General features: G+C 56.1%; 25 protein-coding genes. 17 read left to right on the top strand and 8 right to left on the bottom strand.

Annotation, left to right across the window (positions count from 1 at the left end; genetic code table 11):
• Positions 1-250: 250 nt before the first annotated feature.
• From aspS to ruvB, 6 genes are all read left to right on the top strand, one after another.
• Complete coding sequence (gene aspS, locus GXP72_RS14245) at positions 251-2,023, top strand: aspartate--tRNA ligase (RefSeq protein WP_048992234.1); 1,773 nt, start codon at positions 251-253, stop codon at positions 2,021-2,023.
• A 1-nt stretch (position 2,024) separates the two neighbouring features.
• Positions 2,025-2,468, top strand: coding sequence for a dihydroneopterin triphosphate diphosphatase (nudB, locus tag GXP72_RS14240; RefSeq protein ID WP_048992232.1), 444 nt, complete (start codon positions 2,025-2,027; stop codon positions 2,466-2,468).
• A gap of 27 nt (positions 2,469-2,495) precedes the next feature.
• On the top strand, positions 2,496-3,236 hold the full coding sequence (locus tag GXP72_RS14235) for a YebC/PmpR family DNA-binding transcriptional regulator (RefSeq protein WP_008500447.1): 741 nt from the start codon (positions 2,496-2,498) through the stop codon (positions 3,234-3,236).
• A gap of 34 nt (positions 3,237-3,270) precedes the next feature.
• Positions 3,271-3,792, top strand: a complete 522-nt coding sequence (gene ruvC / locus GXP72_RS14230) for a crossover junction endodeoxyribonuclease RuvC (protein ID WP_003859749.1) — start codon at positions 3,271-3,273, stop codon at positions 3,790-3,792.
• An 80-nt stretch (positions 3,793-3,872) separates the two neighbouring features.
• On the top strand, positions 3,873-4,487 hold the full coding sequence (gene ruvA, locus GXP72_RS14225) for a Holliday junction branch migration protein RuvA (RefSeq protein ID WP_090419754.1): 615 nt from the start codon (positions 3,873-3,875) through the stop codon (positions 4,485-4,487).
• A gap of 8 nt (positions 4,488-4,495) precedes the next feature.
• Positions 4,496-5,506: a Holliday junction branch migration DNA helicase RuvB gene (ruvB, locus tag GXP72_RS14220; RefSeq protein ID WP_023312235.1), complete on the top strand. Its 1,011-nt coding sequence runs from the start codon at positions 4,496-4,498 to the stop codon at positions 5,504-5,506.
• A gap of 59 nt (positions 5,507-5,565) precedes the next feature.
• Here the strand turns inward: ruvB and znuB are convergent, their stop codons facing one another.
• Together znuB and znuC are read right to left on the bottom strand one after the other, a co-directional pair.
• Positions 5,566-6,351, bottom strand: coding sequence for a zinc ABC transporter permease subunit ZnuB (znuB, locus tag GXP72_RS14215; protein ID WP_024909692.1), 786 nt, complete (start codon positions 6,349-6,351; stop codon positions 5,566-5,568).
• On the bottom strand, positions 6,348-7,103 hold the full coding sequence (znuC, locus tag GXP72_RS14210; protein ID WP_208763021.1) for a zinc ABC transporter ATP-binding protein ZnuC: 756 nt from the start codon (positions 7,101-7,103) through the stop codon (positions 6,348-6,350). Before znuC ends, znuB begins: the two co-directional genes overlap by 4 nt.
• Positions 7,104-7,180: 77 nt before the next feature.
• Here znuC and znuA point away from each other — a divergent pair, with 77 nt between their 5' ends.
• From znuA to lpxM, 3 genes are all read left to right on the top strand, one after another.
• Positions 7,181-8,125: a zinc ABC transporter substrate-binding protein ZnuA gene (gene znuA / locus GXP72_RS14205; protein ID WP_032642638.1), complete on the top strand. Its 945-nt coding sequence runs from the start codon at positions 7,181-7,183 to the stop codon at positions 8,123-8,125.
• Positions 8,126-8,140: 15 nt separating this feature from the next.
• The gene (gene mepM, locus GXP72_RS14200; RefSeq protein WP_024909694.1) at positions 8,141-9,460 is read left to right on the top strand and encodes a murein DD-endopeptidase MepM; all 1,320 of its coding nucleotides are present in this window, start codon (positions 8,141-8,143) and stop codon (positions 9,458-9,460) included.
• Positions 9,461-9,581: 121 nt separating this feature from the next.
• The gene (gene lpxM, locus GXP72_RS14195) at positions 9,582-10,553 is read left to right on the top strand and encodes a lauroyl-Kdo(2)-lipid IV(A) myristoyltransferase (RefSeq protein WP_024909695.1); all 972 of its coding nucleotides are present in this window, start codon (positions 9,582-9,584) and stop codon (positions 10,551-10,553) included.
• A 44-nt stretch (positions 10,554-10,597) separates the two neighbouring features.
• On the opposite strand, the gene pyk is transcribed toward lpxM, so the two are convergent.
• Together pyk and GXP72_RS14185 are read right to left on the bottom strand one after the other, a co-directional pair.
• Positions 10,598-12,040 carry a pyruvate kinase gene (gene pyk, locus GXP72_RS14190; RefSeq protein ID WP_008500455.1) on the bottom strand — a complete coding sequence of 481 codons (1,443 nt, stop codon included), beginning with the start codon at positions 12,038-12,040 and terminating at the stop codon, positions 10,598-10,600.
• Between the two features lie 140 nt (positions 12,041-12,180).
• Positions 12,181-13,050, bottom strand: a complete 870-nt coding sequence (locus GXP72_RS14185; RefSeq protein ID WP_023312229.1) for a MurR/RpiR family transcriptional regulator — start codon at positions 13,048-13,050, stop codon at positions 12,181-12,183.
• Positions 13,051-13,406: 356 nt separating this feature from the next.
• Between GXP72_RS14185 and zwf the strand changes: the two genes are divergently transcribed.
• The 3 genes from zwf to kdgA all read left to right on the top strand — a co-directional run bounded on the left by zwf (position 13,407) and on the right by kdgA (position 17,608).
• Positions 13,407-14,882 (top strand): glucose-6-phosphate dehydrogenase, encoded by a 1,476-nt coding sequence (zwf, locus tag GXP72_RS14180; RefSeq protein ID WP_023312228.1) that lies wholly within the window; start codon positions 13,407-13,409, stop codon positions 14,880-14,882.
• A gap of 233 nt (positions 14,883-15,115) precedes the next feature.
• On the top strand, positions 15,116-16,927 hold the full coding sequence (gene edd / locus GXP72_RS14175; RefSeq protein WP_023336101.1) for a phosphogluconate dehydratase: 1,812 nt from the start codon (positions 15,116-15,118) through the stop codon (positions 16,925-16,927).
• A 39-nt stretch (positions 16,928-16,966) separates the two neighbouring features.
• Entirely contained in the window at positions 16,967-17,608 is a 642-nt protein-coding gene (gene kdgA, locus GXP72_RS14170; RefSeq protein ID WP_024909698.1) for a bifunctional 4-hydroxy-2-oxoglutarate aldolase/2-dehydro-3-deoxy-phosphogluconate aldolase, read from the top strand.
• A 41-nt stretch (positions 17,609-17,649) separates the two neighbouring features.
• On the opposite strand, the gene purT is transcribed toward kdgA, so the two are convergent.
• Positions 17,650-18,828: a formate-dependent phosphoribosylglycinamide formyltransferase gene (gene purT / locus GXP72_RS14165; RefSeq protein WP_090419766.1), complete on the bottom strand. Its 1,179-nt coding sequence runs from the start codon at positions 18,826-18,828 to the stop codon at positions 17,650-17,652.
• Positions 18,829-18,998: 170 nt separating this feature from the next.
• Here purT and GXP72_RS14160 point away from each other — a divergent pair, with 170 nt between their 5' ends.
• Positions 18,999-19,646: a DUF533 domain-containing protein gene (locus tag GXP72_RS14160; RefSeq protein WP_090419768.1), complete on the top strand. Its 648-nt coding sequence runs from the start codon at positions 18,999-19,001 to the stop codon at positions 19,644-19,646.
• An 85-nt stretch (positions 19,647-19,731) separates the two neighbouring features.
• Positions 19,732-21,792 (top strand): oligopeptidase B, encoded by a 2,061-nt coding sequence (ptrB, locus tag GXP72_RS14155; RefSeq protein WP_032647775.1) that lies wholly within the window; start codon positions 19,732-19,734, stop codon positions 21,790-21,792.
• Here the strand turns inward: ptrB and exoX are convergent.
• The 3 genes from exoX to GXP72_RS14140 all read right to left on the bottom strand — a co-directional run bounded on the left by exoX (position 21,789) and on the right by GXP72_RS14140 (position 23,467).
• On the bottom strand, positions 21,789-22,451 hold the full coding sequence (gene exoX, locus GXP72_RS14150; RefSeq protein WP_010432611.1) for an exodeoxyribonuclease X: 663 nt from the start codon (positions 22,449-22,451) through the stop codon (positions 21,789-21,791). The genes ptrB and exoX overlap by 4 nt on opposite strands.
• A 24-nt stretch (positions 22,452-22,475) precedes the next feature.
• A complete protein-coding gene (locus GXP72_RS14145; protein WP_024909702.1) occupies positions 22,476-23,126 on the bottom strand; it encodes a carbon-nitrogen hydrolase family protein in 651 nt (216 codons plus the stop codon).
• A 110-nt stretch (positions 23,127-23,236) separates the two neighbouring features.
• Positions 23,237-23,467 (bottom strand): DNA polymerase III subunit theta, encoded by a 231-nt coding sequence (locus tag GXP72_RS14140; protein WP_008500465.1) that lies wholly within the window; start codon positions 23,465-23,467, stop codon positions 23,237-23,239.
• A 137-nt stretch (positions 23,468-23,604) separates the two neighbouring features.
• On the opposite strand from GXP72_RS14140, the gene yobA reads away from it, so the two are divergent.
• Genes yobA through GXP72_RS14125 form a run of 3 tightly spaced genes read left to right on the top strand, consistent with a single transcriptional unit; the run spans position 23,605 to position 25,202 of the window.
• The gene (gene yobA / locus GXP72_RS14135; RefSeq protein ID WP_024909703.1) at positions 23,605-23,976 is read left to right on the top strand and encodes a CopC domain-containing protein YobA; all 372 of its coding nucleotides are present in this window, start codon (positions 23,605-23,607) and stop codon (positions 23,974-23,976) included.
• A 1-nt stretch (position 23,977) separates the two neighbouring features.
• The gene (gene copD / locus GXP72_RS14130) at positions 23,978-24,847 is read left to right on the top strand and encodes a copper homeostasis membrane protein CopD (RefSeq protein ID WP_208763020.1); all 870 of its coding nucleotides are present in this window, start codon (positions 23,978-23,980) and stop codon (positions 24,845-24,847) included.
• Between the two features lie 16 nt (positions 24,848-24,863).
• Complete coding sequence (locus tag GXP72_RS14125) at positions 24,864-25,202, top strand: YebY family protein (RefSeq protein ID WP_024909705.1); 339 nt, start codon at positions 24,864-24,866, stop codon at positions 25,200-25,202.
• The last annotated feature ends 664 nt before the right edge of the window (positions 25,203-25,866 follow it).

Raw genomic sequence — 25,866 nt, 5'->3', positions numbered from 1 at the left:
AAATTAATCACTTCTGGACACCATACGACGTGATGGCCTGTTATTGGTCGCATAATTTTGTTAATTTTTGTGAGAATGCGCAATAAGAGTGCAGCAAACGACCGCCTGGCCGTGGTTCGCTCTTATCGTCCGGCGGAATTTCCAGTATAATAGCCGCCTTTTTTCATCCAGTTGTGACATACAGAAAGCTGCGACATAGTAGCCTGCATACCAGGCGACATTTAGCCTGCGGCTAATTAAGGGATATCTCATGCGTACAGAATATTGCGGGCAGCTGCGTCAGTCCCACGTCGGACAGCAGGTCACCCTGTGTGGTTGGGTCAATCGTCGTCGTGATCTTGGTAGCCTTATCTTCATCGATATGCGCGACCGCGAAGGTATCGTTCAGGTGTTCTTCGACCCGGATCGCGCAGATGCGTTGAAGCTGGCCTCTGAGCTGCGTAATGAGTTCTGCATTCAGGTTACTGGCACCGTGCGTGCGCGTGACGAGAAAAACGTCAACGCCGACATGGCGACGGGTGCCATTGAAGTGCTGGCGTCCGATCTGACGATCATCAACCGTGCTGAAGCGCTGCCGCTTGACTCCAACCACGTCAACACTGAAGAAGCGCGTCTGAAATACCGCTACCTGGATCTGCGTCGCCCGGAAATGGCTCAGCGCCTGAAAACCCGTGCGAAAATCACCAGCCTGGTGCGTCGCTTTATGGATGATCACGGTTTCCTCGATATCGAAACCCCGATGCTGACCAAAGCCACGCCGGAAGGCGCGCGCGACTACCTGGTCCCATCCCGCGTTCATAAAGGTAAATTCTACGCGCTGCCGCAGTCTCCGCAGCTGTTCAAACAGCTGCTGATGATGTCCGGCTTCGATCGCTACTATCAGATCGTTAAATGCTTCCGCGACGAAGACCTGCGCGCTGACCGCCAGCCAGAATTTACCCAGATCGACGTGGAAACCTCCTTCATGACCGCCGAGCAGGTGCGTGAAGTGATGGAAGCCCTGGTGCGTAGCCTGTGGAACGACGTAAAAGGTGTTGAGCTGGGCGATTTCCCAATTATGACCTTCGCTGAAGCCGAGCGTCGCTACGGATCCGACAAACCTGACCTGCGTAACCCGATGGAGCTGGTGGACGTTGCAGACCTGGTGAAAGGCGTTGAGTTTGCCGTCTTCGCTGGCCCGGCTAACGATCCTAAAGGCCGCGTGGCGGCCCTGCGCGTGCCGGGCGGTGCAGCACTGAGCCGCAAGCAGATCGACGACTATGGCAACTTCATCAAGATCTACGGCGCGAAAGGTCTGGCCTATATTAAGGTGACCGAGCGTGCGAAAGGTCTGGAAGGTATCACCAGCCCGGTAGCGAAATTCCTGAACGCGGACATCGTGGAAGCTATCCTTGAGCGCACCGGCGCGCAGGACGGCGACATGATCTTCTTCGGCGCAGACAACAAGAAAGTTGTGGCGGATGCGATGGGCGCGCTGCGTCTGAAGCTCGGCAAAGACCTGAGCCTGACCGACGAAAACAAATGGGCGCCGCTGTGGGTTATCGACTTCCCAATGTTTGAAGACGACGGTGAAGGCGGCCTGACGGCGATGCACCACCCGTTCACCTCGCCAAAAGACATGACGGCAGCAGAGCTGAAAGCGGCGCCGGAAGACGCGGTCGCGAACGCTTATGACATGGTTATCAACGGCTACGAAGTGGGCGGCGGTTCCGTGCGTATTCACAGCGGTGAAATGCAGCAGACCGTGTTCGGCATCCTGGGCATCAACGAGCAGGAGCAGCGCGAGAAGTTTGGCTTCCTGCTGGACGCGCTGAAATACGGTACGCCTCCGCACGCAGGTCTGGCCTTCGGTCTTGACCGACTGACCATGCTGCTGACCGGCACCGATAACATTCGTGATGTTATTGCCTTCCCGAAAACCACTGCCGCAGCGTGTCTGATGACCGAAGCGCCAAGCTTTGCTAACCCAGCCTCTCTGGCTGAGCTGGGCATTGAAGTGGTGAAGAAGGAAGAGAAAAACTGATATGGAATATAAGCTTCCCGTTTCGGTTCTGGTGGTCATTTATGCAGAAGACACGAAGCGGGTGCTGATGTTGCAGCGGCGCGATGACCCTGATTTCTGGCAGTCGGTAACCGGCAGTCTGGAAGAGGGAGAAACCGCGCCGCAGGCCGCCGCGCGTGAAGTAAAGGAAGAGGTCGCCATTGACGTTGCCCGCGAGCAACTGACCCTGAAGGACTGTCAGCGCACGGTGGAGTTTGAAATTTTTAGCCATTTACGTCATCGCTACGCGCCGGGTACCAGGCGCAACACGGAGTCGTGGTTCTGTCTCGCGCTCCCCCATGAACGGGAGATCGTGTTTACCGAACACCTGACCTACCGCTGGGTGAATGCGGCGGAGGCCGCCGCACTGACCAAGTCGTGGAGCAACCGGCAGGCGATTGAAGAATTTGTAATTAACGCTGCCTGAAAAGGCGCGCTCTTTGAGGATATTTTTATGGCAGGTCATAGTAAGTGGGCCAACACCAAACACCGCAAAGCGGCACAGGATGCCAAGCGCGGTAAGATCTTTACCAAAATCATTCGCGAGCTGGTGACGGCAGCGCGTCTGGGCGGCGGTGACCCGGCTTCTAACCCGCGTCTGCGCGCGGCGGTTGATAAAGCGCTGTCCAACAACATGACGCGTGACACCCTGAACCGTGCTATCGCACGTGGCGTGGGCGGCGACGAAGACGCGAACATGGAAACCATCATTTATGAAGGTTACGGCCCTGGCGGTACGGCGGTGATGGTTGAGTGCCTGTCCGACAACCGTAACCGTACCGTTGCGGAAGTGCGCCACGCGTTCACCAAAACCGGTGGCAACCTGGGCACTGACGGTTCCGTTGCTTACCTGTTCAGCAAAAAAGGCGTCATCTCCTTCGAGAAAGGCGATGAAGATGCGATCATGGAAGCGGCGCTCGAAGCCGGTGCGGAAGACGTGGTGACGTTCGATGACGGTGCTATCGACGTTTACACCGCATGGGAAGAGATGGGTGCCGTGCGCGACGCGCTGGAAGCGGCTGGCCTGAAAGCGGACAACGCTGAAGTCTCCATGATCCCGTCCACCAAAGCGGACATGGATGCGGAAACCGCACCAAAACTGCTGCGTCTGATCGACATGCTCGAAGACTGCGACGACGTGCAGGAAGTGTACCACAACGGTGAAATCTCTGATGAGGTTGCAGCGACTCTCTAATGAGAGCGTGTAAATCCGTTACAGGAGACGCGTGATGTCGATTATTCTCGGGATTGACCCAGGCTCACGCGTCACCGGTTATGGCGTTATTCGTCAGGTGGGACGCCAGCTAACCTACCTGGGCAGTGGCTGTATTCGCACCAAAGTGGACGATCTGCCGTCGCGCCTGAAGCTCATTTATGCGGGCGTGTCGGAGATCATCACCCAGTTTCAGCCGGATTATTTCGCTATCGAGCAGGTCTTTATGGCGAAAAACGCCGATTCGGCGCTAAAGCTCGGTCAGGCGCGCGGAGTGGCCATTGTGGCTGCGGTCAACCAGGATTTGCCGGTATTTGAATACGCGGCACGTCAGGTCAAGCAGACGGTGGTGGGCATTGGTAGCGCGGAGAAAAGTCAGGTGCAGCACATGGTGCGGACCCTGCTGAAGCTGCCAGCGAACCCGCAGGCTGACGCCGCGGATGCGCTGGCGATTGCGATTACCCACTGTCACGTCAGCCAGAACGCGATGCAGATGAGCGAGTCGCGGCTTAATCTGGCGCGAGGCAGGTTACGATAATGAGAAATCAGGCTGGATAAACATCCAGCCTTTTTTTATTATGTCGGCAGTTAATTTCTCCCAGAACGCAGGAGCGTCACGTGATAGGCAGACTCAGAGGCATCATCATTGAAAAACAACCCCCGTTAGTGCTGCTGGAAGTGGGTGGCGTGGGCTATGAAGTCCATATGCCGATGACCTGCTTCTATGAGCTGCCGGACGCGGGCAAAGAGGCGATTGTCTTTACTCAGTTTGTGGTGCGTGAAGATGCCCAGCTGCTGTACGGCTTCAATAACAAGCAGGAGCGGACCCTGTTCCGCGAGCTGATTAAAACTAACGGCGTTGGCCCGAAGCTGGCGCTGGCGATTTTATCCGGCATGTCAGCGTCACAGTTTGTGAATGCCGTTGAGCGCGAAGATCCTGCTGCGCTGATTAAGCTTCCGGGCATCGGCAAGAAAACGGCAGAGCGCCTGATTGTCGAGATGAAAGACCGCTTTAAAGGTCTGCATGGCGATCTGTTCACGCCGGCTGCCGATTTGGTACTGACCTCGCCAGGCGGCCCTGCCACGGATGATGATGCCGAGCAGGAAGCGGTTGCCGCGCTGGTGGCGCTGGGCTATAAACCTCAGGAGGCCAGCCGTATGGTGAGCAAAATTGCCAAACCGGACGCCAGCAGTGAAACCCTGATTCGCGAAGCGCTGCGCGCTGCATTGTGAGGTAAAGGATGATTGAAGCAGACCGCCTGGTATCGGCAGGCACTATTCAGGCAGATGACGTGGTGGATCGCGCGATCCGCCCAAAACTGCTTGATGAGTATATCGGCCAGCCGCAGGTTCGTTCCCAGATGGAGATTTTCATCCAGGCGGCAAAGCTGCGCGGCGATGCGCTCGATCACCTGCTGATTTTTGGCCCTCCAGGTTTGGGGAAAACCACGCTGGCGAATATCGTCGCCAATGAAATGGGCGTCAACCTGCGCACCACCTCCGGCCCGGTGCTGGAGAAGGCGGGCGATCTCGCTGCGATGCTGACCAACCTCGAACCGCATGACGTGCTGTTTATCGATGAGATCCACCGCCTGTCACCGGTGGTGGAGGAAGTGCTCTATCCGGCGATGGAAGATTACCAGCTGGATATCATGATCGGCGAAGGCCCGGCCGCGCGCTCCATCAAAATCGATCTGCCGCCGTTTACCCTGATTGGTGCAACGACCCGCGCCGGGTCGTTGACCTCTCCACTGCGCGACCGTTTCGGTATCGTGCAGCGTCTTGAGTTTTACCAGGTAGCGGACCTCCAGCATATCGTTGGCCGTAGCGCCCGTTATATGGGGCTGGAGATGAGCGAAGAGGGGGCGTTTGAAGTGGCGAAGCGTTCCCGCGGTACGCCGCGTATCGCCAACCGCCTGCTGCGCCGCGTGCGTGACTTTGCCGAAGTGAAGCACGATGGCTCGATTTCCGCCGAGATCGCCGCTCAGGCGCTGGATATGCTGAACGTCGATGCCGAAGGCTTTGACTATATGGACCGTAAACTGCTGCTGGCGGTGCTGGATAAGTTCTTTGGCGGCCCGGTCGGGCTGGATAACCTGGCTGCGGCAATCGGGGAAGAGCGCGAAACCATTGAGGACGTGCTTGAACCGTATCTGATCCAGCAGGGCTTCCTGCAGCGCACCCCGCGTGGACGTATGGCGACGGTGCGGGCGTGGAATCATTTCGGCATTACGCCACCGGCAATGCCGTAATGCATTGTTCCCTCTCCCTGTGGGAGAGGGCCAGGGTGAGGGCATCAGCGCCCTCGATGTTAATTTGCGGTCTTCTTCATCATACTGAAGATAAACAGCACCGCTGCACTCAACACCACAGACGGCCCCGCAGGCGTGTCATAGAACGCCGAGAAGGTGAGTCCACCCGTTACCGCAATCATTCCGACAATCACGGCCACACCGGCCATCTGCTCCGGCGTACGGGCAAAACGACGCGCCGTAGCCGCAGGGATGATCAGCAGCGAGGTAATAATCAGCGCGCCGACAAACTTCATCGCCACGCCTATGGTTAACGCCGTTACCAGCATCAGCAGCAGCTTAACGCGCTGCAGCTTCACGCCGTCGACAAACGCCAGGTCCGGGCTGACGGTCATGGCCAGCAGGTTACGCCACTGCCAGAGCAGAATAGCGAGCACCACCACAACGCCAATGGCGATTGCGATGAGATCGTCTGGCGTGACGGCCAGCAGGTCACCGAACAGGTAAGCCATCAGATCCACGCGGATATTCGACATCAGGCTGACCACCACCAGGCCCAGAGACAGGGCACTATGCGCCATGATGCCAAGCAGCGTATCAATTGCGAGGTGAGGGCGCTTCTCCAGCCAGACCAGACCGGCGGCCAGCAACAGCGTGACCACAATCACCGCGTAAAACGGGTTGACGTTGAGCAGCAGGCCAAAAGCCACACCCAGCAGGGACGCGTGCGCCAGGGTATCGCCAAAATAGGACATTCTGCGCCAGACGACAAACGAGCCGAGCGGACCCGCGGCGCAGGCAAGCATAATCCCGGCCAGCCAGCCGGGCAGTAACAGTTCAATCATGAGTGTCCATTTCCCCGACGCAGTACGATTCGTCCCTGTAAATCATGGCGATGATTATGATGATGGCGATAGATGCCCAGTTGTTCAGCACCGCGAGGGCCGAACATGGAGATAAATTCCGGGTGCATGGAGACCACTTCTGGCGTGCCGGAGCAGCAGATATGGTGGTTAAGACACAGCACTTCGTCAGTCTTTGCCATCACCAGATGCAGGTCGTGGGATACCATCAGCACCGCGCAGTTCAGTTCCTGACGCAGCTGGTCAATAAGATCGTATAGCGCGACCTGGCCGTTGACGTCGACCCCCTGTGTTGGCTCATCCAGCACCAGCAGCTGCGGGCTGCTCAGCAGCGCGCGGGCAAGTAAGACGCGCTGAGTTTCACCGCCGGACAGTTTTTGCAGCGGCGCATCGACAAGATGGCCCGCCTGCACGCGTTTCAGTGCCGGGAGAATATCGGCTTTACGCGTGCCGGGGCGCAGACGCAGGAAGCGGCTGACCGTCAGCGGCAGCGTGGCGTCGAGATGAAGTTTTTGCGGCACATAGCCGATACGCAATTTTTCCTCGCGCTTGATCACGCCTTCATCGGGTGCGACCAGACCCAGCACCACGCGCACCAGGGTGGATTTGCCTGCGCCATTGGGGCCGAGCAGCGTCAGAATTTTGCCGGGCCTCAGATCGAGCGACACGTCAGAGAGGACGCGGCGCTGGCCAAATGAGACCGAAATATTTTCAAGGGAAACCAATGTCGTCATGTCATTTTAAGCTTGAAGAAGTCAACGAATGTTATAATATCACATTCCACGCATTCACTACGATGATTAGTCGCATTATGTTACATAAAAATACGCTTCTTTTCGCAGCATTATCCGCTGCCCTTTGGGGTACAACCGCACAAGATGTTAACGCTGCGGTTGTCGCTTCGCTTAAACCACTCGGATTCATCGCGTCGGCCATTGCAGACGGGGTCACGGAAACCCAGGTTCTGCTCCCTGATGGTGCATCCGAGCATGACTATTCCCTGCGCCCGTCAGATGTAAAACGCTTACAAAACGCGGACTTAGTCGTCTGGATTGGCCCGGAAATGGAAGCGTTCATGCAGAAGTCAGCAAAACAGGTTGCCGGCGAAAAGCAGGTCGCGATTGCAGACCTCCCCGGCGTGAAACCGCTGCTCATGAAAGGGGCGGATGACGACGGTGACGAACATGACCATCACGCTGCAGAGGGTGAAAAAGGTGATGGAGATCACCATCACGGCGAGTACAACATGCATCTTTGGTTATCCCCAGAGATAGCGCGGCTTTCAGCGGTTGCAATCCATGACAAATTAGTGGAACTTATGCCGCAAAGTCGAGCCAAACTAGACGCCAACCTGAAGGATTTTGAGGCACAATTAGCCGCAACCGATAAGCAGGTAGGTAATGAGCTCGCACCGTTGAAAGGTAAAGGGTATTTCGTTTTTCATGACGCCTATGGCTATTACGAAAAACACTACGGTTTGACCCCGCTGGGTCATTTTACTGTCAATCCTGAAATTCAGCCTGGTGCGCAGCGTTTACATGAAATCAGAACACAGCTGGTTGAGCAAAAAGCGACATGCGTTTTTGCTGAGCCACAGTTCAGGCCAGCGGTCGTAGAAGCCGTGGCCAGGGGAACATCCGTGCGCATGGGAACCCTTGACCCGCTAGGTACGAATATCCAGTTGAGCAAAGCGAGCTATTCGCAGTTCCTCAGCCAACTGGCGAACCAGTATGCGAGCTGCCTGAAAGGAGATTAACGAGGAAGTGAATACGTGCAACAGATAGCCCGCTCTGTCGCCCTGGCATTTAACAATCTGCCTCGACCCCACCGCGTTATGCTGGGGTCGCTTACAGTACTCACCTTAGCGGTCGCCGTCTGGCGGCCCTATGTTTACCACCCGAGTTCTGCCCCTATCATCAAAACCATTGAGCTTGAAAAGAGCGAAATCCGTTCTTTGCTGCCTGAAGCCAGTGAGCCTATCGACCAGGCGGCTCAGGAAGATGAAGCCATCCCGCAGGATGAGCTGGACGATAAAACCGAGAACGAAGCCGGTATTCACGAATATGTTGTGTCTACCGGGGACACGCTGAGCAGCGTGCTGAACCAGTACGGCATCGACATGGGCAATATCAGCCAGCTGGCGGCTGCGGATAAAGATCTTCGTAACCTGAAAATTGGACAACAGCTCTCCTGGACACTAACGGCGGATGGCGATCTCCAGCGTCTGACCTGGGAAATGTCCCGCCGCGAAACCCGCACCTACGATCGCACTGCAAACGGTTTCAAGATGACCAGCGAAATGCAGAAGGGCGACTGGGTTAACAGCGTTCTGAAAGGCACCGTGGGCGCGAGCTTTGTCTCCAGCGCGCGAGATGCGGGCTTGACCAGCGCTGAAATCAGCTCGGTGATCAAAGCCATGCAGTGGCAGATGGATTTCCGTAAGCTGAAGAAGGGCGATGAGTTCTCCGTTCTGATGTCCCGCGAAATGCTGGACGGCAAACGCGAGCAAAGCCAGCTGCTGGGCGTACGTCTGCGCTCTGAGGGCAAAGATTACTACGCGATTCGTGCCGAAGACGGTAAGTTCTATGACCGCAGCGGTACGGGCCTTGCGAAAGGCTTCCTGCGTTTCCCGACGGCAAAACAGTTCCGCGTCTCCTCGAACTTTAACCCGCGTCGTCTGAACCCGGTAACCGGGCGCGTCGCACCGCACCGTGGCGTTGACTTTGCTATGCCGCAGGGCACGCCGGTACTGGCGGTAGGGGATGGCGAAGTGGTGGTGGCCAAGCGTAGCGGTGCCGCCGGATATTATGTCGCGGTACGTCATGGCCGTACGTATACGACCCGCTATATGCACCTGCGTAAGCTGCTGGTCAAACCGGGCCAGAAGGTGAAGCGCGGGGACCGTATCGCGATCTCCGGAAATACCGGACGCTCTACCGGCCCGCACCTGCACTATGAAGTGTGGATCAACCAACAAGCAGTGAACCCGCTGACCGCGAAACTGCCGCGCACTGAAGGCCTGACAGGTAAAGATCGTACTGATTATCTGGCGCAGGTGAAAGAGGTGATGCCGCAGCTGAGCTTAAACTAAGTTCTCTGTTTTTGTTAAAAAAGCCGGCGCACACTGACGCCGGCTTTTTCTTTTGTGCGTGGACGACTGCCTCGCTACACTATCTGAATAAAATTTTGCGTCATCAGACCCTGGATCCAGCATGGAAACCCAAAAAAACAATATTGAATACATTCCTGAGTTTGAAAAATCCTTCCGCCATCCGCGCAACTGGGGCGCCTGGCTTGGTGTTTACGCCTTTGCGGGGATGGCGATGCTGCCTGCCTCTGTTCGCGATCCCGTTCTGGGTAAAATTGGTCGTCTGGCGGGGCGTTTAGGCAAGAGCGCCCGCCGTCGTGCGCAGATCAACCTCTATTACTGTTTTCCTGAGAAAAGCGACGCCGAGCGCGAGGCAATCATTGATGAGATGTATACTACCGCGCCGCAGGCCATGGCGATGATGGCGGAGCTGGCGCTGAAAGGGCCGGATAAAATCGTCGATCGCATTGACTGGAAAGGGCTGGAGATCATCGAGGAGATGCGCCGCAATGACGAGAAAGTCATTTTCCTCGTCCCCCACGGCTGGGGCGTTGATATTCCGGCGATGCTGATGGCCTCTCAGGGCCAGAAGATGGCGGCAATGTTCCACAATCAGGGCAATAAGATTTTCGATTTTGTCTGGAACACGGTGCGTCGTCGTTTTGGCGGACGCCTGCATGCCCGTAACGATGGCATTAAGCCCTTCATTCAGTCGGTACGTCAGGGGTACTGGGGCTACTATCTACCGGATCAGGATCACGGCCCCGAGCACAGCGAGTTTGTCGATTTCTTTGCGACCTATAAAGCGACGCTCCCTGCGATAGGTCGCCTGATGAAAGTCTGTCGTGCCCGCGTGATCCCGCTATTCCCGGTCTATGACGGCAAAACGCATCGTCTGAGTATTGAGGTCCGTCCTCCGATGGACGATCTGCTGACCGCAGACGACCACACCATCGCGCGTCGAATGAACGAAGAGGTAGAGATACTGGTGGGGCCGCATGCCGAACAGTACACGTGGATTCTGAAGCTGCTTAAAACGCGCAAACCGGGCGAAACAGAGCCGTATAAACGCAAAGAGCTGTATCCAACGAAATAAAAAAGCCCTCTCCATCTGGAGAGGGCTTTTTAACAGAGACGTTATTACTCGACGGTCATAACGCGGGTGGTGTTGGTTGAGCCGATGGTGCTCATTACATCGCCCTGGGTCACAATGACGATATCACCGGACACCAGATAGCCTTTGTCGCGCAGCAGGTTTACGGCATCGTGCGCGGCGGCCACGCCATCATTGGTGCTGTCGAAGTGGACTGGCGTCACGCCGCGGTACAGCGCCGTCAGGTTCAGGGTACGCTCATGACGGGACATGGCGAAGATCGGCAGACCCGAGCTGATACGCGAGGTCATCAGCGCGGTGCGGCCAGATTCAGTCATGGTGATGATCGCGGTAACGCCCTTCAGATGGTTTGCCGCATACATTGCCGACATCGCAATCGCTTCTTCCACATTGTCGAACTGCACGTCCAGACGGTGTTTAGAGACGTTGATGCTTGGGATCTTTTCAGCGCCCAGGCAGACGCGCGCCATGGCGGCCACGGTTTCTGCCGGATACTGGCCCGCGGCGGTTTCCGCAGAGAGCATCACCGCATCGGTACCGTCCAGCACGGCGTTCGCCACGTCCATGACTTCTGCACGGGTTGGCATTGGGTTGGTGATCATCGATTCCATCATCTGAGTGGCGGTGATCACCGCGCGGTTCAGCTGACGTGCGCGACGAATCAGCGCTTTCTGGATACCGACCAGCTCAGGGTCGCCAATTTCCACGCCCAGGTCGCCGCGCGCAACCATCACCACGTCAGACGCGAGGATCACGTCGTCCATGGCATCCTGATCGCAAACGGCTTCCGCACGCTCAACTTTGGCGACGATTTTGGCATCGCAGCCTGCATCGCGCGCCAGGCGACGCGCATAGTTCAGATCTTCGCCGCAGCGCGGGAAGGAGACGGCCAGGTAGTCAACGCCGATCAGCGCAGCCGTCACGATGTCCGCTTTGTCTTTATCGGTAAGCGCTTCTGCAGAGAGGCCGCCACCCAGTTTGTTGATGCCTTTATTGTTGGAGAGCGGGCCGCCGACGGTGACTTCGGTGAACACTTTCATGCCCTGAACTTCCAGCACTTTCAGCTGTACGCGACCGTCGTCAAGCAGCAGGATATCGCCAGGTACCACGTCAGCCGGCAGGCCTTTATAGTCGATACCGACTTTTTCTTTATCGCCTTCGCCTTTGCCCAGGTTGGCATCCAGCAGGAATTTGTCGCCGATATTGAGGAAAACTTTACCTTCTTTAAAGGTTGAGACACGGATTTTGGGACCCTGCAAATCACCGAGGATAGCCACGTGGCGGCCCAGTTTTGCTGCGATTTCACGCACTTTGTCGGCACGTAATTTATGGTCTTCTGGCGTACCGTGAGAGAAGTTCATACGCACCACGTTGGCACCAGCGGCGATAATTTTCTCAAGATTATTATCGCGATCGGTGGCCGGGCCTAAGGTGGTTACGATCTTGGTTCTGCGAAGCCTTCTGGACATGTAATACTCCGTTGACTGAAACAACTTTGGTGTTGCGTGAACATTGAATCGGTCTTCATCTGCTGCAAGGCAGCGGAGAGTGGACCGAATGCCGTAAATCGTTACATCGTAATTATTGGTTACGTCTTCGTTATCAACTATCAGGGAACATCGCTCTTTATAAGCAATTCTTTATCAAAACGCGATTCCTTCAGCGCTTCCTTGACCCGCTTCAAGTTATCCCGGAATTTTGCGCCCCGACGTAAGGTAAAACCGGTCGCCAGCACGTCAATCACGGTGAGCTGCGCCAGTCTGGAAACCATCGGCATATAAATGTCGGTGTCTTCCGGCACGTCGAGGGTGATTGCCAGCGTTGCTTCACGCGCCAGCGGCGTGCCTGCCGTGGTGAGGGCAATCACCATGGCATCGTTTTCACGGGCCAGCTGCGCCAGCTCTACCTGACTCTTGGTGCGGCCGGTATGTGAAATCAGTACCACGACGTCATCCTCACTGCAATTCATACAGCTCATGCGTTGCAGCACAATGTCATCGGAATAAATAACCGGGACGTTAAAGCGGAAAAATTTGTTCATCGCGTCATGCGCCACGGCCGCCGATGAGCCGAGACCGAAGAACGCAATCCTCTTCGCCTGGGTAAGTAAATCCACCGCGCGATTCACGGAACTCATGTCCAGAGACTGTCGGACGTGGTCAAGCGAAGCCATAGCCGACTCAAAAATTTTCGCGGTATAGGCATCAACGCTGTCGTCTTCATCCACATTACGATTAACATAAGGGGTGCCGTTAGCCAGACTTTGTGCCAGATGCAGTTTAAAATCAGGGAAGCCGCGCGTTTCCAGGCTGCGGCAAAAGCGATTGACCGTGGGTTCGCTAACACCCGCTTCCTGTGCCAGAGCGGCGATGCTTGAATGAATCGCCTGAGCGGGAGAGGCGAGAATGACCTCGGCCACTTTTCGCTCGGATTTGCTAAGGTGTTCCAGTTGAAACTGGATTTTTTCCAGCATGTTCATGTTAACAGGATGCTCATGGGTGTAAACGATTTCATAAATTGATGAAATCGTGATTCGATTTAGCCGATATTACCCTTGTGGCTTCCATTAAGGGTAACAATCGACAAGATAATGTTGTTGTTTTTTTTCATTACTTGATCGGTGTCGGGTTTTACTGTGACCCTGTTGCGCAAAGAAACGACGGTTGTTGCGTCATTAAGCCGTCGTAATCATCCAAAGGGTGAAAAATCGCGGTATCGCACGCGACGATAAGCGCTAATGGTTTCGGGAATGACGTAAAAGCAGTACAGTGCATTGTAATAAAATTACAACGATACCTGGCAGAAGTACCAGGTGATCCAACTGAGGAGAATGACATGGCGGTAACGCAAACAGCCCAGGCATGTGACCTGGTCATTTTCGGCGCGAAAGGCGACCTTGCACGCCGAAAATTGCTGCCTTCCCTGTATCAACTGGAGAAAGCGGGTCAAATTCATCCGGATACCCGTATCCTGGGTGTAGGGCGCGCCGACTGGGACAAGGACGCTTATACCAAAGTCGTCCGCGAGGCGCTCGAAACTTTCATGAAGGAAAAAATTGATGAAAGTTTGTGGGATACCCTGAGTGGACGTCTCGATTTCTGCAACCTGGACGTTAATGACGTCAGCGCGTTTACCCGCTTAGGCGCGATGCTGGATCAGAAAAACCGTGTCACCATTAACTATTTCGCCATGCCGCCAAGCACCTTCGGCGCCATCTGCAAAGGCCTGGGCGAAGCCAAACTGAACGCCAAACCGGCGCGCGTCGTGATGGAGAAGCCGCTGGGTACCTCGCTGGCAACCTCGCGTGAAATCAACGACCAGGTGGGCGAGTTCTTTGAAGAGTGCCAGGTCTACCGTATCGACCACTATCTCGGTAAAGAGACGGTACTGAACCTGCTGGCGCTGCGTTTTGCTAACTCCCTGTTTGTAAATAACTGGGACAACCGCACTATCGACCACGTGGAAATCACCGTGGCGGAAGAGGTGGGGATTGAAGGTCGCTGGGGTTACTTTGACCAGGCCGGTCAGATGCGCGACATGATCCAGAACCACCTGCTGCAGATCCTGTGCATGATTGCTATGTCTCCACCGTCTGACCTGACGGCGGACAGCATCCGTGACGCAAAAGTGAAAGTGCTGAAGTCACTGCGCCGCATCGACCGCTCCAACGTGCGTGAGAAGACCGTTCGCGGTCAGTACACCGCCGGGTTTGCGCAGGGCAAAAAAGTGCCTGGCTACCTGGAAGAAGAGGGCGCGAACAAGTCCAGCAACACCGAGACGTTCGTGGCAATCCGCGTGGATATCGACGACTGGCGTTGGGCGGGGGTTCCGTTCTACCTGCGCACCGGTAAACGTCTGCCGGCCAAATGTTCCGAAGTGGTTGTTTACTTCAAAAACCCGGAACTGAACCTGTTCAAAGAGTCCTGGCAGGAGCTGCCGCAGAACAAACTGACCATTCGTCTGCAGCCGGACGAGGGCGTGGATATCCAGATCCTGAACAAAGTGCCGGGTCTGGATCATAAACACAACCTGCAGACCACCAAGCTGGATCTGAGCTACTCTGAAACCTTTAACCAGACGCACCTGGCCGATGCTTACGAGCGTCTGCTGCTGGAAACCATGCGCGGTATCCAGGCGCTGTTCGTGCGCCGCGATGAAGTGGAAGAGGCGTGGAAATGGGTCGACTCCATCACCGAAGCCTGGGCTGCCGACCAGGATGCGCCAAAACCGTATCAGGCGGGCACCTGGGGACCGGTCGCGTCGGTGGCGATGATCACCCGCGATGGCCGCTCCTGGAACGAGTTTGAGTAAGATAATCCGCTAGCCCGAAAGTGTTATTTTACCGGTAACATGATCTAACTCAGCTAGTGGCACAATTTTCAACTTTTAAGCTCCGCGTGGATTCACCCGCGGAGCTTTTTTTATTACACTGCCGGAAGTGATTTTGCCCCTGAGCTCCGGACAGCAAGCGTTTCAGCGTTGTTAACAACTGCCAGCGACTTTGTAAACTCCAGAGCCCGGACAGATAAATTAGAGGAGCTTTTATGAATCCGACATTGTTACGCGTAACACAACGCATTATTGAGCGCTCGAAAGAGACCCGCTCGGCCTACCTCGCCCGGATTGAACAGGCAAAGAGCAACACCGTCCACCGATCTCAACTGGCCTGCGGTAACCTGGCGCACGGTTTCGCCGCCTGCCAGCCTGATGATAAAGCGTCGCTGAAAAGCATGTTGCGTAACAATATCGCCATCATTACCTCCTATAACGATATGCTCTCCGCGCACCAGCCCTATGAGGTTTACCCGGATATCATCCGTAAAGCGCTGCACAGCGTGAATGCGGTCGGCCAGGTGGCGGGTGGGGTACCCGCCATGTGCGACGGCGTGACGCAGGGCCAGGACGGTATGGAACTCTCCCTGCTGAGCCGCGAAGTGATTGCTATGTCCGCGGCGGTTGGCCTGTCGCACAATATGTTTGATGGCGCGCTCTATCTCGGCGTGTGCGACAAGATTGTCCCGGGCCTGGTAATGGCGGCGCTGTCGTTTGGGCATCTGCCAGCGATCTTCGTGCCGTCAGGCCCAATGGCGAGCGGTCTGCCGAACAAAGAAAAAGTGCGCATCCGCCAGCTGTACGCGGAAGGGAAAGCAGACCGTCAGGCGCTGCTGGAGGCGGAAGCTGCGTCCTATCATGCGCCGGGGACCTGTACGTTCTACGGTACGGCTAACACTAACCAGATGGTGGTGGAATTTATGGGGATGCAGCTTCCGGGCTCGTCCTTTATCCAGCCGGACGCGCCGCTGCGCAAGGCGCTGACCGAGGCCGCGGCCCGTCAGGTTACGCGTCTGACTGGCAACGGCAACGAATGGATGCCGATGGGCAAAATGGTCGACGAAAAAGTCATCGTCAACGGGATTGTCGCGCTGCTGGCAACCGGGGGGTCAACCAACCACACCATGCACCTGGTGGCCATGGCGCGTGCGGCGGGCATTCTGATTAACTGGGATGACTTCTCCGAGATCTCTTCCGTGGTGCCGCTGATGGCACGCCTGTACCCGAACGGTCCGGCGGATATTAACCACTTCCAGGCCGCGGGCGGCGTACCGCTGCTGATGCGCGAGCTGCTGAAAGGCGGACTGCTGCATGAAGACGTAAATACCGTGGCAGGCTTTGGCCTTCAGCGCTATACCCAGGAGCCGTGGTTGAACAACGGCGAGCTGGACTGGCGCGAAGGGGCGAGCGCGTCTCTTGATGCGCAGGTGATCGCCACCATCGACAAACCGTTCTCTCCACACGGCGGCACCAAAGTGCTGAGCGGCAACCTCGGTCGTGCGGTAATGAAGACCTCTGCAGTACCGGAAGAGAACCAGATTATCGAAGCGCCGGCGGTGGTGTTTGAAAGCCAGCACGACGTGTTACCCGCCTTTGACGCCGGTCTGCTCGACAAAGACTGCGTGGTGGTGGTGCGTCATCAGGGGCCTAAAGCTAACGGGATGCCAGAATTACATAAACTTATGCCACCACTTGGTGTATTATTGGACCGCCGTTTCAAAATTGCGTTAGTAACCGATGGACGCCTCTCCGGGGCATCCGGCAAAGTGCCTTCAGCCATCCACGTGACGCCTGAAGCCTACGACGGCGGGTTGCTGGCGAAAGTGCGCGACGGTGACATGATCCGCGTTAACGGTCAGACAGGCGAGTTAACCCTGCTGGTGGATGACGCCGAGCTGGCGGCACGTCAACCCCATATTCCTGACCTGAGCGCATCGCGCGTGGGGACCGGACGCGAAATGTTCAGCGCGCTGCGTGAGAAGCTCTCCGGTGCGGAGCAGGGCGCAACCTGTATTACGTTTTAAGACGACTTGATTTTAACGATCTGGCGAGAGAAAACTCTGATGAAAAACTGGAAAACAAGTGCAGAAGCAATCCTGACCACTGGCCCTGTCGTGCCGGTTATCGTGGTAAACAAGCTGGAGCACGCTGTACCGATGGCGAAAGCGCTGGTTGCGGGTGGCGTTCGCGTTCTGGAAGTGACCCTGCGTACCGCCTGCGCGATGGATGCCATTCGCGCGATTGCTAAAGAAGTGCCGGACGCCATCATCGGTGCGGGTACCGTGACGAACGTAAAACAGCTGGCTGAAGTGACCGAAGCGGGCGCGCAGTTTGCCATCAGCCCGGGCCTGACCGAGTCGCTGCTGAAAGCCGCGACCGAAGGCACTATTCCGCTGATCCCGGGCATCAGCACCGTCTCTGAACTGATGCTGGGCATGGACTACGGTCTGAAAGAGTTCAAATTCTTCCCGGCTGAAGCGAACGGCGGCACTAAAGCGCTTCAGGCGATTGCGGGTCCCTTCTCTCAGGTACGCTTCTGCCCGACGGGGGGTATCTCTCCTGCCAACTACCGTGACTACCTGGCGCTGAAAAGCGTGCTGTGCATCGGTGGCTCATGGCTGGTTCCGGCGGATGCGCTGGAAGCGGGCGACTGGGATCGCATCACAAAACTGGCTCGCGAAGCGGTGGAAGGCGCGAAGCAGTAAGCCATTCGCCGCATGAAAAACGGGCCTTTCGGCCCGTTTTTTTATCCCGTTACCTTAACGCTTGCTGCGGCTGCTTTCGCTCTCGCCACGGCGTCGTCAACGTTATCCCCGGTGGCTAATGCCACGCCAAGACGACGGGTACCGTCGATCTCCGGCTTGCCGAACAAACGTACCTGCAACCCGGCACCCACTGCCGCGTCGACGTTTTCAAACGTAACGTTCTGGCTGGTTAACTGCGGCAGGATGACCGCCGAGGCGGCCGGGCCGTACTGACGGATACCGCCGACGGGCAGGCCGAGGAAGGCGCGCACGTGCAGGGCGAACTCGGAAAGATCCTGCGAAATCAGCGTGACCATGCCGGTGTCATGCGGGCGAGGGGAGACTTCACTGAAAATCACCTCATCACCGCATACAAACAGCTCTACGCCGAACAGGCCATAGCCGCCCAGCGCGAGGACGGTTTTACGGGCGATCGCCTGAGCACGCTCCAGCGCCAGGGCGCTCATCTGCTGCGGCTGCCAGGATTCGCGGTAATCGCCATCTTCCTGACGGTGGCCAATCGGATCGCAGAAATGGACGCCGTCAACGGCGCTGACGGTCAGCAGGGTGATCTCGAAATCAAACTTCACGACGCCTTCAACGATGACGCGACCGGCGCCGGCGCGGCCACCCTGTTGGGCGTAATCCCACGCCTTATCGAGCGTGCTGCTGTCGCGAATGAAGCTCTGCCCTTTACCGGAGGAGCTCATCACCGGCTTAACGATACACGGGTAGCCAATCTCCTCTACGGCCTGCAGGAACGCGGCCTTATCGCCCGCAAAACGATAGCTCGAGGTGGGCAATCCCAGCTCTTCTGCCGCCAGGCGACGAATGCCTTCACGGTTCATGGTCAGCTTTGCGGCTTTCGCACAGGGCACCACGCGCTGGCCTTCCTGCTCCAGGGCGATCAGCGTATCGGTGGCAATCGCTTCAATTTCCGGTACAACGAAATCGGGCTTCTCGCGCGTAATCAGTTCGCGAAGGGCATCGCCATCCAGCATGTTAATCACATAAGAACGATGGGCGACGTGCATGGCGGGTGCGTCGGCGTAACGGTCTACGGCGATGACTTCCACACCTAAACGTTGGCACTCAATGGCGACCTCTTTTCCCAGCTCGCCCGATCCCAACAGCACCACTCGCGTCGCCGCAGGTCGCAGCGCAGTTCCTAAACGAATCATAACAATCCCCCTAAAAAAGTTGCGCGCAGTATAAACGAAAACGTTTGCGTCTGTCTTGCGCAGGGATAAACGCGAGGGCAGAAATTTGCGCTTCTTTAGCCCGACCAGACATTTCCTGACGCCCGCTCGCTTACGCTGTGGAACATGTTCACCGTTAAGTGAGGGAAACCATGTCTGGCTGGTTAAATCAATTGCAATCCCTGTTAGGGCAGAAAACATCTTCTGGCGAACGGGACCTGAGCAAACTGCTGGTACCCGGGGCGCTCGGCGGGCTGGCAGGCCTGCTGGTCGCGAATAAATCCTCACGCAAGCTGCTGGCAAAATATGGCACAGGTGCACTGCTGGCCGGCGGCGGCGCTATCGCGGGCACCGTGCTGTGGAATAAGTACAAGGACCGGGTACGGACCGCGCACAGCGATGAACCGCATTATGGCGAGCACACCTCGCCGCTGGATCTGCGTACCGAACGGCTCATTCTTGCGCTGGTTTTTGCCGCGAAAAGTGACGGGCATATTGACGATAAAGAACGATCGGCGATCGAGCAGCAGCTGCGTGAAGCCGGCGTTGAAGAGAAGGGCAGAGCGCTGGTGGCGCAGGCCATCGAACAGCCGCTTGAGCCGCAGCGTCTTGCGCAAAGTGTGAAAAATGAGGAAGAGGCGCTGGAGCTCTATTTCCTCAGCTGTGCCGCCATCGATATCGATCACTTTATGGAGCGGGGCTACCTTAACGCCCTGGGTGATGCGTTAAAGATCCCTCAGGACGTGCGCGAGGGCATTGAGCGGGATATCCGCGAACAAAAACAGGCGTTACAGGGATAGCCTCCGCCGTCGCGACGCTGTTTCGCTTGCATCATGCGTGGGTTTTGCCAACCTTATAGGGTGTAAAACTTAAAAGAATGATGACATGCCACCGAAAGCTCGACGTACTCCTTATGCGATCACCACGCATGGCGATACGCGCATAGACAACTATTACTGGCTGCGGGACGATTCGCGCTCCCGGCCAGAGGTACTCGACTACCTGCACGAGGAAAACGACTATGGCCGCAAGGTCATGTCCAGCCAGCAGACGCTTCAGGACCAGCTGCTGAATGAGATGGTGCAGCGTATTCCTCAGCGCGATATCTCCGCGCCCTGGACCAAAAACGGCTATCGCTATCGCCATATTTACGAGCCCGGCAATGAGTATCCCATCTACCAGCGTCAGTCGGTATTAAGCGCCGAATGGGATGAGTGGGATATTCTGCTGGATGCCAACCAGCGCGCCGCCCACAGCGAATTTTATACCCTGGGCGGCATGTCCATTTCGCCGGATAACGCGGTGATGGCGCTGGCGGAGGATTATCTCTCCCGTCGCCAGTACGGCCTGCGTTTTCGCAATCTGGACACCGGCAACTGGTATCCGGAAATGCTGGAAAACGTCTCCCCGGATTTTGTCTGGGCGAATGATTCCGAGACGGTTTACTACGTCAAAAAGCACGCCTCGACGCTGCTGCCTTATCAGGTGTGGCGACACACCGTGGGAACGGACTCCGCTGACGACGAGCTGGTCTATGAAGAGAAAGACGAAACGTTCTATGTCAGCCTGCATAAAACCTCCTCGCGCCACTATGTGATTATCTTCCTGGCCAGCGCGACGACCTCGGAAGTTCTGCTGCTGGATGCCGAACTGCCCGACGCCCAGCCGCTCTGTTTCCTGCCGCGCCGCAAGGATCACGAGTACAGCCTGGATCACTTCCAGCACAGCTTTTATTTGCGCTCTAATCGCGAGGGCAAAAACTTTGGTCTCTATAAAACCAAAGTGCGCGATGAGCGCAAATGGGAGGTGCTTATCCCCGCGCGGGATCAGGTGATGCTTGAAGGGTTCACCCTGTTTACCGACTGGCTGGTGGTGGAAGAGCGTCAGCGAGGGCTGACCAGTATCCGGCAAATCAACCGTAAAACGCGGGAAGTGGTGGGGATCGCGTTCGACGACCCGGCCTATGTGACGTGGATTGGTTTCAACCCTGAACCTGAATCCTCGCGGCTGCGCTACGGCTACTCATCGATGACCACGCCGGACACCCTGTTTGAGCTGGATATGGATACCGGGCAGCGTCAGGTGATTAAACAGACCGAGGTCAAAGGGTTTGAGTCTGAAAACTACCGCAGCGAGCACCTGTGGGTCACCGCCCGGGATGGCGTCGAGGTCCCCGTCTCGCTCGTCTATCACAAAGCCCACTTCCAGAAAGGCAAAAACCCGATCCTGGTGTACGGTTACGGTTCGTATGGCTCAAGCATGGACGCCGATTTCAGCAGCAGTCGGTTAAGCCTGCTCGATCGCGGCTTTGTCTTCGCCATCGCCCATATTCGCGGTGGCGGTGAGCTGGGGCAGCACTGGTATGAAGACGGGAAATTCCTGAAAAAGAAAAACACCTTCAATGACTACCTCGACGTCTGCGATGCGCTGATTGAGCAGGGCTACGGGGATCCGCAGCTTTGCTTTGGGATGGGCGGCAGCGCGGGCGGCATGCTGATGGGGGCGGCGATCAACCAGCGTCCCGACCGCTTTAAGGGGATTGTCGCGCAGGTTCCGTTTGTCGATGTGGTGACGACCATGCTCGATGAATCCATCCCGCTTACGACAGGGGAGTTTGAAGAGTGGGGTAATCCGCAGGATGAGATGTACTACCGCTATATGAAAACGTACAGCCCGTACGATAACGTGGAGGCGAAAGCCTACCCGCATATGCTGGTTACCACCGGTTTGCATGATTCTCAGGTGCAGTACTGGGAGCCAGCAAAATGGGTGGCAAAACTGCGGGAGCTGAAAACCGATGACAACCTGCTGCTGCTGTGTACCGATATGGACTCCGGTCACGGCGGGAAATCGGGACGATTTAAATCCTACGAAGGAGTTGCCCTGGAATATGCCTTTTTAATAGGCCTGGCGCAGGACACGCTGCCAGGCCGTGCGGAGCGTTAAGCGTCGCCCAGATAATGTTTCAGCGTTAAGCGCAGTTCCGGGCTCATTCTGTCGAGGTTGTTATACAGCCAGCGCAAATAGCCCGGGTCTTTATCCGCCACCTCGGACACCGGCTTCCCGCGATATTTCCCAAAGGTAAATGTGGTCAGAAGTGCAGGACGGCCGGTGATGGTCGCCATATCATCCGGCGTCCAGCCAGAGATATTCATAATATCTATCAGTAACGCGGCGGTGATATAGCAGTCATACAGGGCCCGGTGATGGTGCAGTCCCTCAGGCGTTCTGACGCTGAGCTTGCGGGACTTGTACAGCGCCATGTTGCTGTATTTAATTCCCGGCCAGAGGCGACGCGCCAGCTTCATGGTACAAATCCATTCCCCCGGCATTTCAGGTAACACCCGGCGGTCAAAACTGGCGTTATGCGCGACGTACCACGGGCTACCGTAGTAGTGCGGAATGATCTCTTCGATCCACGGCTTATCCGCTACCATCGATTCGGTAATGCGATGGATAGCCATCGCCTGAGGGCTGATGGGGCGGTCGGGACGCACCAGATGGCTCATTGGATTGACGATTTTACCATCAACCACGTCGACAGAAGCCACTTCCACTATTCCGCCCTGAAGATCGCAAGTTTCGGTATCGATGACGCGCAGCATTGAACACTCCTGAGCTTAAAACGCCTAGCCTAAAGGAATGATATCGCCTTGCCAACCCTCTCCGCCGAGCGTGCCGGTCAACAGCAGCTCGCCTCGATCTGCGCGGACGATCAGCTGGCCTTTTTCATCCCACAGCGCGCTACCGCCGCAGGCGTTCGCCATCAGCACCGCAATGGCATATTTATGCGCGAAGCGCTGCAGGGTACTGATGGACTGCCGCCAGCGGTGATCCTCTACGGACTGACTGCTGGTAAACAGCGACGCTCTGGGATCGAGATTGGGTGAATCGGCATGCGCATCAATAATGCTGAGCTGTTTCTCCCCCGGCACCAGGCTGGCACCGCTACCTTGCGGGTAGCGCAGGATGCGGTGACGGGCGGGCGTGAAGAGCGCGAGGCCTTTCTGGCGCTGACCGTTCCGTTCCAGGGGGAGCCCGGCAATCACGGTAATCCGGTAAAAATGTGCCGCGTCAAGCAGCGGTTCCAGCTGCGCGTCATCGGGTGGGGGAGGTAACGTCGGTGCGCCTGAGCCCGTTAATGAGAGTTCAGGGAAGACCAGCAAATCACATCGCTGCCGTGCTGCTTCGGCGATGAAGCGCAGGTGGTGCGTAACATGGTCATCCACACTCTGGTGCTGACCGCCATACTGAGCTGCCGCTATATTCCAATGTGACATCGTGACTTCCTTATACACTGAGTCGCAGAGATTTAAGAATACACCTAAATTTATCAGGGTTTTCTTATCCTGCCAGATTCCGCGTAAGGAAGTGTAACGGCTCGTTAAGCTTATTTAACTTTAGGTTCGTACGGTAAACGGGAGAGGTTAACCGAGGCGAGACGGTGGGCGATGAGTCTTTCGCGAAACCAGTCGCGCAGATGGGCGGGCTGTTCCCGTTCAACGACTTCAGCCACAACAGGCATGTTGTAACGCTCTTTAAACGCGACGCCAGCGGCAGCGAGATCGACATTTACTTTATCCATCTCGTCCTGTGGAAGGGCGGCCAGATTGATCTTCATTACCTTCTCCTTTTTATGCGGCGGCAACGTTACCGCGATTGCACGACGATGACAAGCGGAGGCAGGATGTTCCTCGACTCGCTTATTATACAGCGTTATTCTTTAGCATACAGACATAACAAAAAGGAATGATTGCGATGGGTTTCTCCGCTTCCCGCGCGGTATGCGCACTGGTTTTTCTGACCTCTACAATGATGACCTCCTCCGCGCTGGCGCATGCGCATCTTAAGCAGCAGATCCCAGCAGCGGACAGCGTGGTGAGCGCTCCGCAGGCACTTACGCTGCATTTTTCAGAAGGCATCGAACCGGGATTTAGCGGTGTGGTGGTGACGGACGCGCAAAAGCAGGTCATCAAAACGGGTACCGCTACGCGAGACGAAAAGAACAAGGCGCTACTCACCGTTCCGCTGGAACAAACGCTGACGTCAGGGACGTACCAGGTAGACTGGCATGTCGTCTCTGTAGACGGTCATAAAACCAAAGGCAGCTATCACTTTAGCGTGAAATAGCATGCTGGCGCTGTGTTATATCGGGTTGCGCTTTATCCATTTCGGGGCGCTGATGCTGGTTTTTGGCAACGCGCTTTACAGCGTCTGGTTTGCGCCTTCTTCCCTCCAGCGGCTGATGTCCCGGCGTTTCCAGCTGCAGCAGAAAGTGGCGGCCTTGGTGAGCCTGGAGGCTGCACTCCTGATGTTTATGCTTCAGGGCGGACTGATGGGTAACGGCTGGGGAGATGTGTTTGCCCCGCAGGTCTGGTACGGCGTGATGAGGACACAGTTTGGCGGCGTCTGGCTGTGGCAAATGATTCTCGCTGCGATGACGGTCGCTGCGGCATGGCTCGCGCCGCTGAAGGGGTCGCGGCTGCTGCTGCTCGCCATGGGCCAGCTTATCCTGCTGGCTGGGGTAGGTCACGCGGCGATGAACGACGGTCCGATGGGGGCGTTGCAGCGGCTTAACTATGCTTTTCACCTGATCTGCGCTGCAGCCTGGCTTGGCGGATTACTGCCCCTGCTGTTCTGCATGCGTCTGGCGAAAGGGCGCTGGCAGAATGCCGCCATCTATACCATGATGCGCTTCTCGCGCGTGGGCCATTATGCCGTCGCGGGCGTGCTGCTCAGCGGAGCGATCAATACGCTCATGATACTGGGCGTCCATATACCCTGGCAGGCTGGCTACGTGCAGTTTTTGTTGTTCAAATGTGCGCTGGTGGCGTTGATGGTGGTAATTGCGCTGGCAAATCGGTATTTTCTGGTGCCACGGTTTCGTCCGGAGACCGGGCGAGCACAACAGATTTTTATCAGGATGACACAGGCAGAAGTGGTGCTGGGCGCGCTGGTACTGGCAACGGTCAGTCTGTTCGCTACCTGGGAACCCTTCTGACAAGGTTAAATATCATATGAAAAAGACAGTACTTTCTCTCATATTGCTGGCCTGCACGGGGAGCGCGCTTGCCGCACCGCAGGTTATCACCGTCAGCCGTTTTGAAGTCGGTAAGGACAAATGGGCGTTCAATCGCGAAGAGGTGATGCTGACCTGCCGTCCGGGCCATGCGCTGTATGCCATTAACCCGAGCACGCTTGTGCAATACCCGTTAAATGATACCGCAGAGCAGCAGGTAGCCAGCGGCAAGAGTAGCGGCCAGCCGATCAGCATTATTCAGATCGATGACCCGGCGCATCCGGGACAAAAGATGAGTCTGGCGCCGTTTATCGAGCGTGCCGACAAGCTCTGCTAACGTTCAGGTTTCCAATAAAAAACCGCAGATGCTTGCGAAAGCACTGCGGTTTTTCACATTTTATGATGCTCTGGCGCTTTTTTTCCGACCGCTTTAGCTGTGGACTGGAAAACCTGGCGTCGTCATCTATTCTTAAAAGGCAAGGCGACTTAGCCTGCATTAATGCCAACTTTTAGCGCACGGCTCTCTCCCAAGAGCCATTTCCCTGGACCGAATACAGGAATCGTATTCGGTCTCTTTTTATCTGTCTTATATTTCAGTCACTTACGACGCTCTGTCCGAAAATGTCCCAAAATTGTCCGAACTTCAATATCCGGCAATTCCCGTTATACCACACCGTTTTTTAAATTAACAACCAAACTCATGCAATGCTGGGAATGCTCTGCACAGACGATCTCAGAGTTTTGCAACCATGCGATCTCTCGTTTCAAGGCAAGACTGCTTATAAGGTGCGTTTACCTTAACTCGGCGATTCATGATCCTCACACTTCCAGTTGGGAGAATTGAGAACAGACGTCCTTTCGCAAATGCTACAACCCCCATGGTCTGAAAGTCGTTAATGTTAACTACTCCATCATCAATTGTTTCGAAATCAAAAATTTCAGGGTTTGTGGCAAGTAATTGAAGAACATCATTATCTATAGAGTTAAGTACCGAGGCATAC

The sequence above is a fragment of the Enterobacter sp. SES19 genome (genome assembly GCF_011765665.1).
Classification (GTDB): domain Bacteria; phylum Pseudomonadota; class Gammaproteobacteria; order Enterobacterales; family Enterobacteriaceae; genus Enterobacter; species Enterobacter pseudoroggenkampii.
This window is presented reverse-complemented; position numbering and strand designations above follow the sequence as displayed.

Coding starts and splice junctions, on each gene's coding strand:
- aspS (WP_048992234.1), top strand. CDS start 251: ATGCGTACAGAATATTGCGGGCAGCTGCGTCAGTCCCACGTCGGACAG.
- nudB (WP_048992232.1), top strand. CDS start 2,025: ATGGAATATAAGCTTCCCGTTTCGGTTCTGGTGGTCATTTATGCAGAA.
- GXP72_RS14235 (WP_008500447.1), top strand. CDS start 2,496: ATGGCAGGTCATAGTAAGTGGGCCAACACCAAACACCGCAAAGCGGCA.
- ruvC (WP_003859749.1), top strand. CDS start 3,271: ATGTCGATTATTCTCGGGATTGACCCAGGCTCACGCGTCACCGGTTAT.
- ruvB (WP_023312235.1), top strand. CDS start 4,496: ATGATTGAAGCAGACCGCCTGGTATCGGCAGGCACTATTCAGGCAGAT.
- znuB (WP_024909692.1), bottom strand. CDS start 6,351: ATGATTGAACTGTTACTGCCCGGCTGGCTGGCCGGGATTATGCTTGCC.
- znuC (WP_208763021.1), bottom strand. CDS start 7,103: ATGACGACATTGGTTTCCCTTGAAAATATTTCGGTCTCATTTGGCCAG.
- znuA (WP_032642638.1), top strand. CDS start 7,181: ATGTTACATAAAAATACGCTTCTTTTCGCAGCATTATCCGCTGCCCTT.
- lpxM (WP_024909695.1), top strand. CDS start 9,582: ATGGAAACCCAAAAAAACAATATTGAATACATTCCTGAGTTTGAAAAA.
- pyk (WP_008500455.1), bottom strand. CDS start 12,040: ATGTCCAGAAGGCTTCGCAGAACCAAGATCGTAACCACCTTAGGCCCG.
- GXP72_RS14185 (WP_023312229.1), bottom strand. CDS start 13,050: ATGAACATGCTGGAAAAAATCCAGTTTCAACTGGAACACCTTAGCAAA.
- zwf (WP_023312228.1), top strand. CDS start 13,407: ATGGCGGTAACGCAAACAGCCCAGGCATGTGACCTGGTCATTTTCGGC.
- edd (WP_023336101.1), top strand. CDS start 15,116: ATGAATCCGACATTGTTACGCGTAACACAACGCATTATTGAGCGCTCG.
- kdgA (WP_024909698.1), top strand. CDS start 16,967: ATGAAAAACTGGAAAACAAGTGCAGAAGCAATCCTGACCACTGGCCCT.
- purT (WP_090419766.1), bottom strand. CDS start 18,828: ATGATTCGTTTAGGAACTGCGCTGCGACCTGCGGCGACGCGAGTGGTG.
- GXP72_RS14160 (WP_090419768.1), top strand. CDS start 18,999: ATGTCTGGCTGGTTAAATCAATTGCAATCCCTGTTAGGGCAGAAAACA.
- ptrB (WP_032647775.1), top strand. CDS start 19,732: ATGCCACCGAAAGCTCGACGTACTCCTTATGCGATCACCACGCATGGC.
- exoX (WP_010432611.1), bottom strand. CDS start 22,451: ATGCTGCGCGTCATCGATACCGAAACTTGCGATCTTCAGGGCGGAATA.
- GXP72_RS14145 (WP_024909702.1), bottom strand. CDS start 23,126: ATGTCACATTGGAATATAGCGGCAGCTCAGTATGGCGGTCAGCACCAG.
- GXP72_RS14140 (WP_008500465.1), bottom strand. CDS start 23,467: ATGAAGATCAATCTGGCCGCCCTTCCACAGGACGAGATGGATAAAGTA.
- yobA (WP_024909703.1), top strand. CDS start 23,605: ATGGGTTTCTCCGCTTCCCGCGCGGTATGCGCACTGGTTTTTCTGACC.
- copD (WP_208763020.1), top strand. CDS start 23,978: ATGCTGGCGCTGTGTTATATCGGGTTGCGCTTTATCCATTTCGGGGCG.
- GXP72_RS14125 (WP_024909705.1), top strand. CDS start 24,864: ATGAAAAAGACAGTACTTTCTCTCATATTGCTGGCCTGCACGGGGAGC.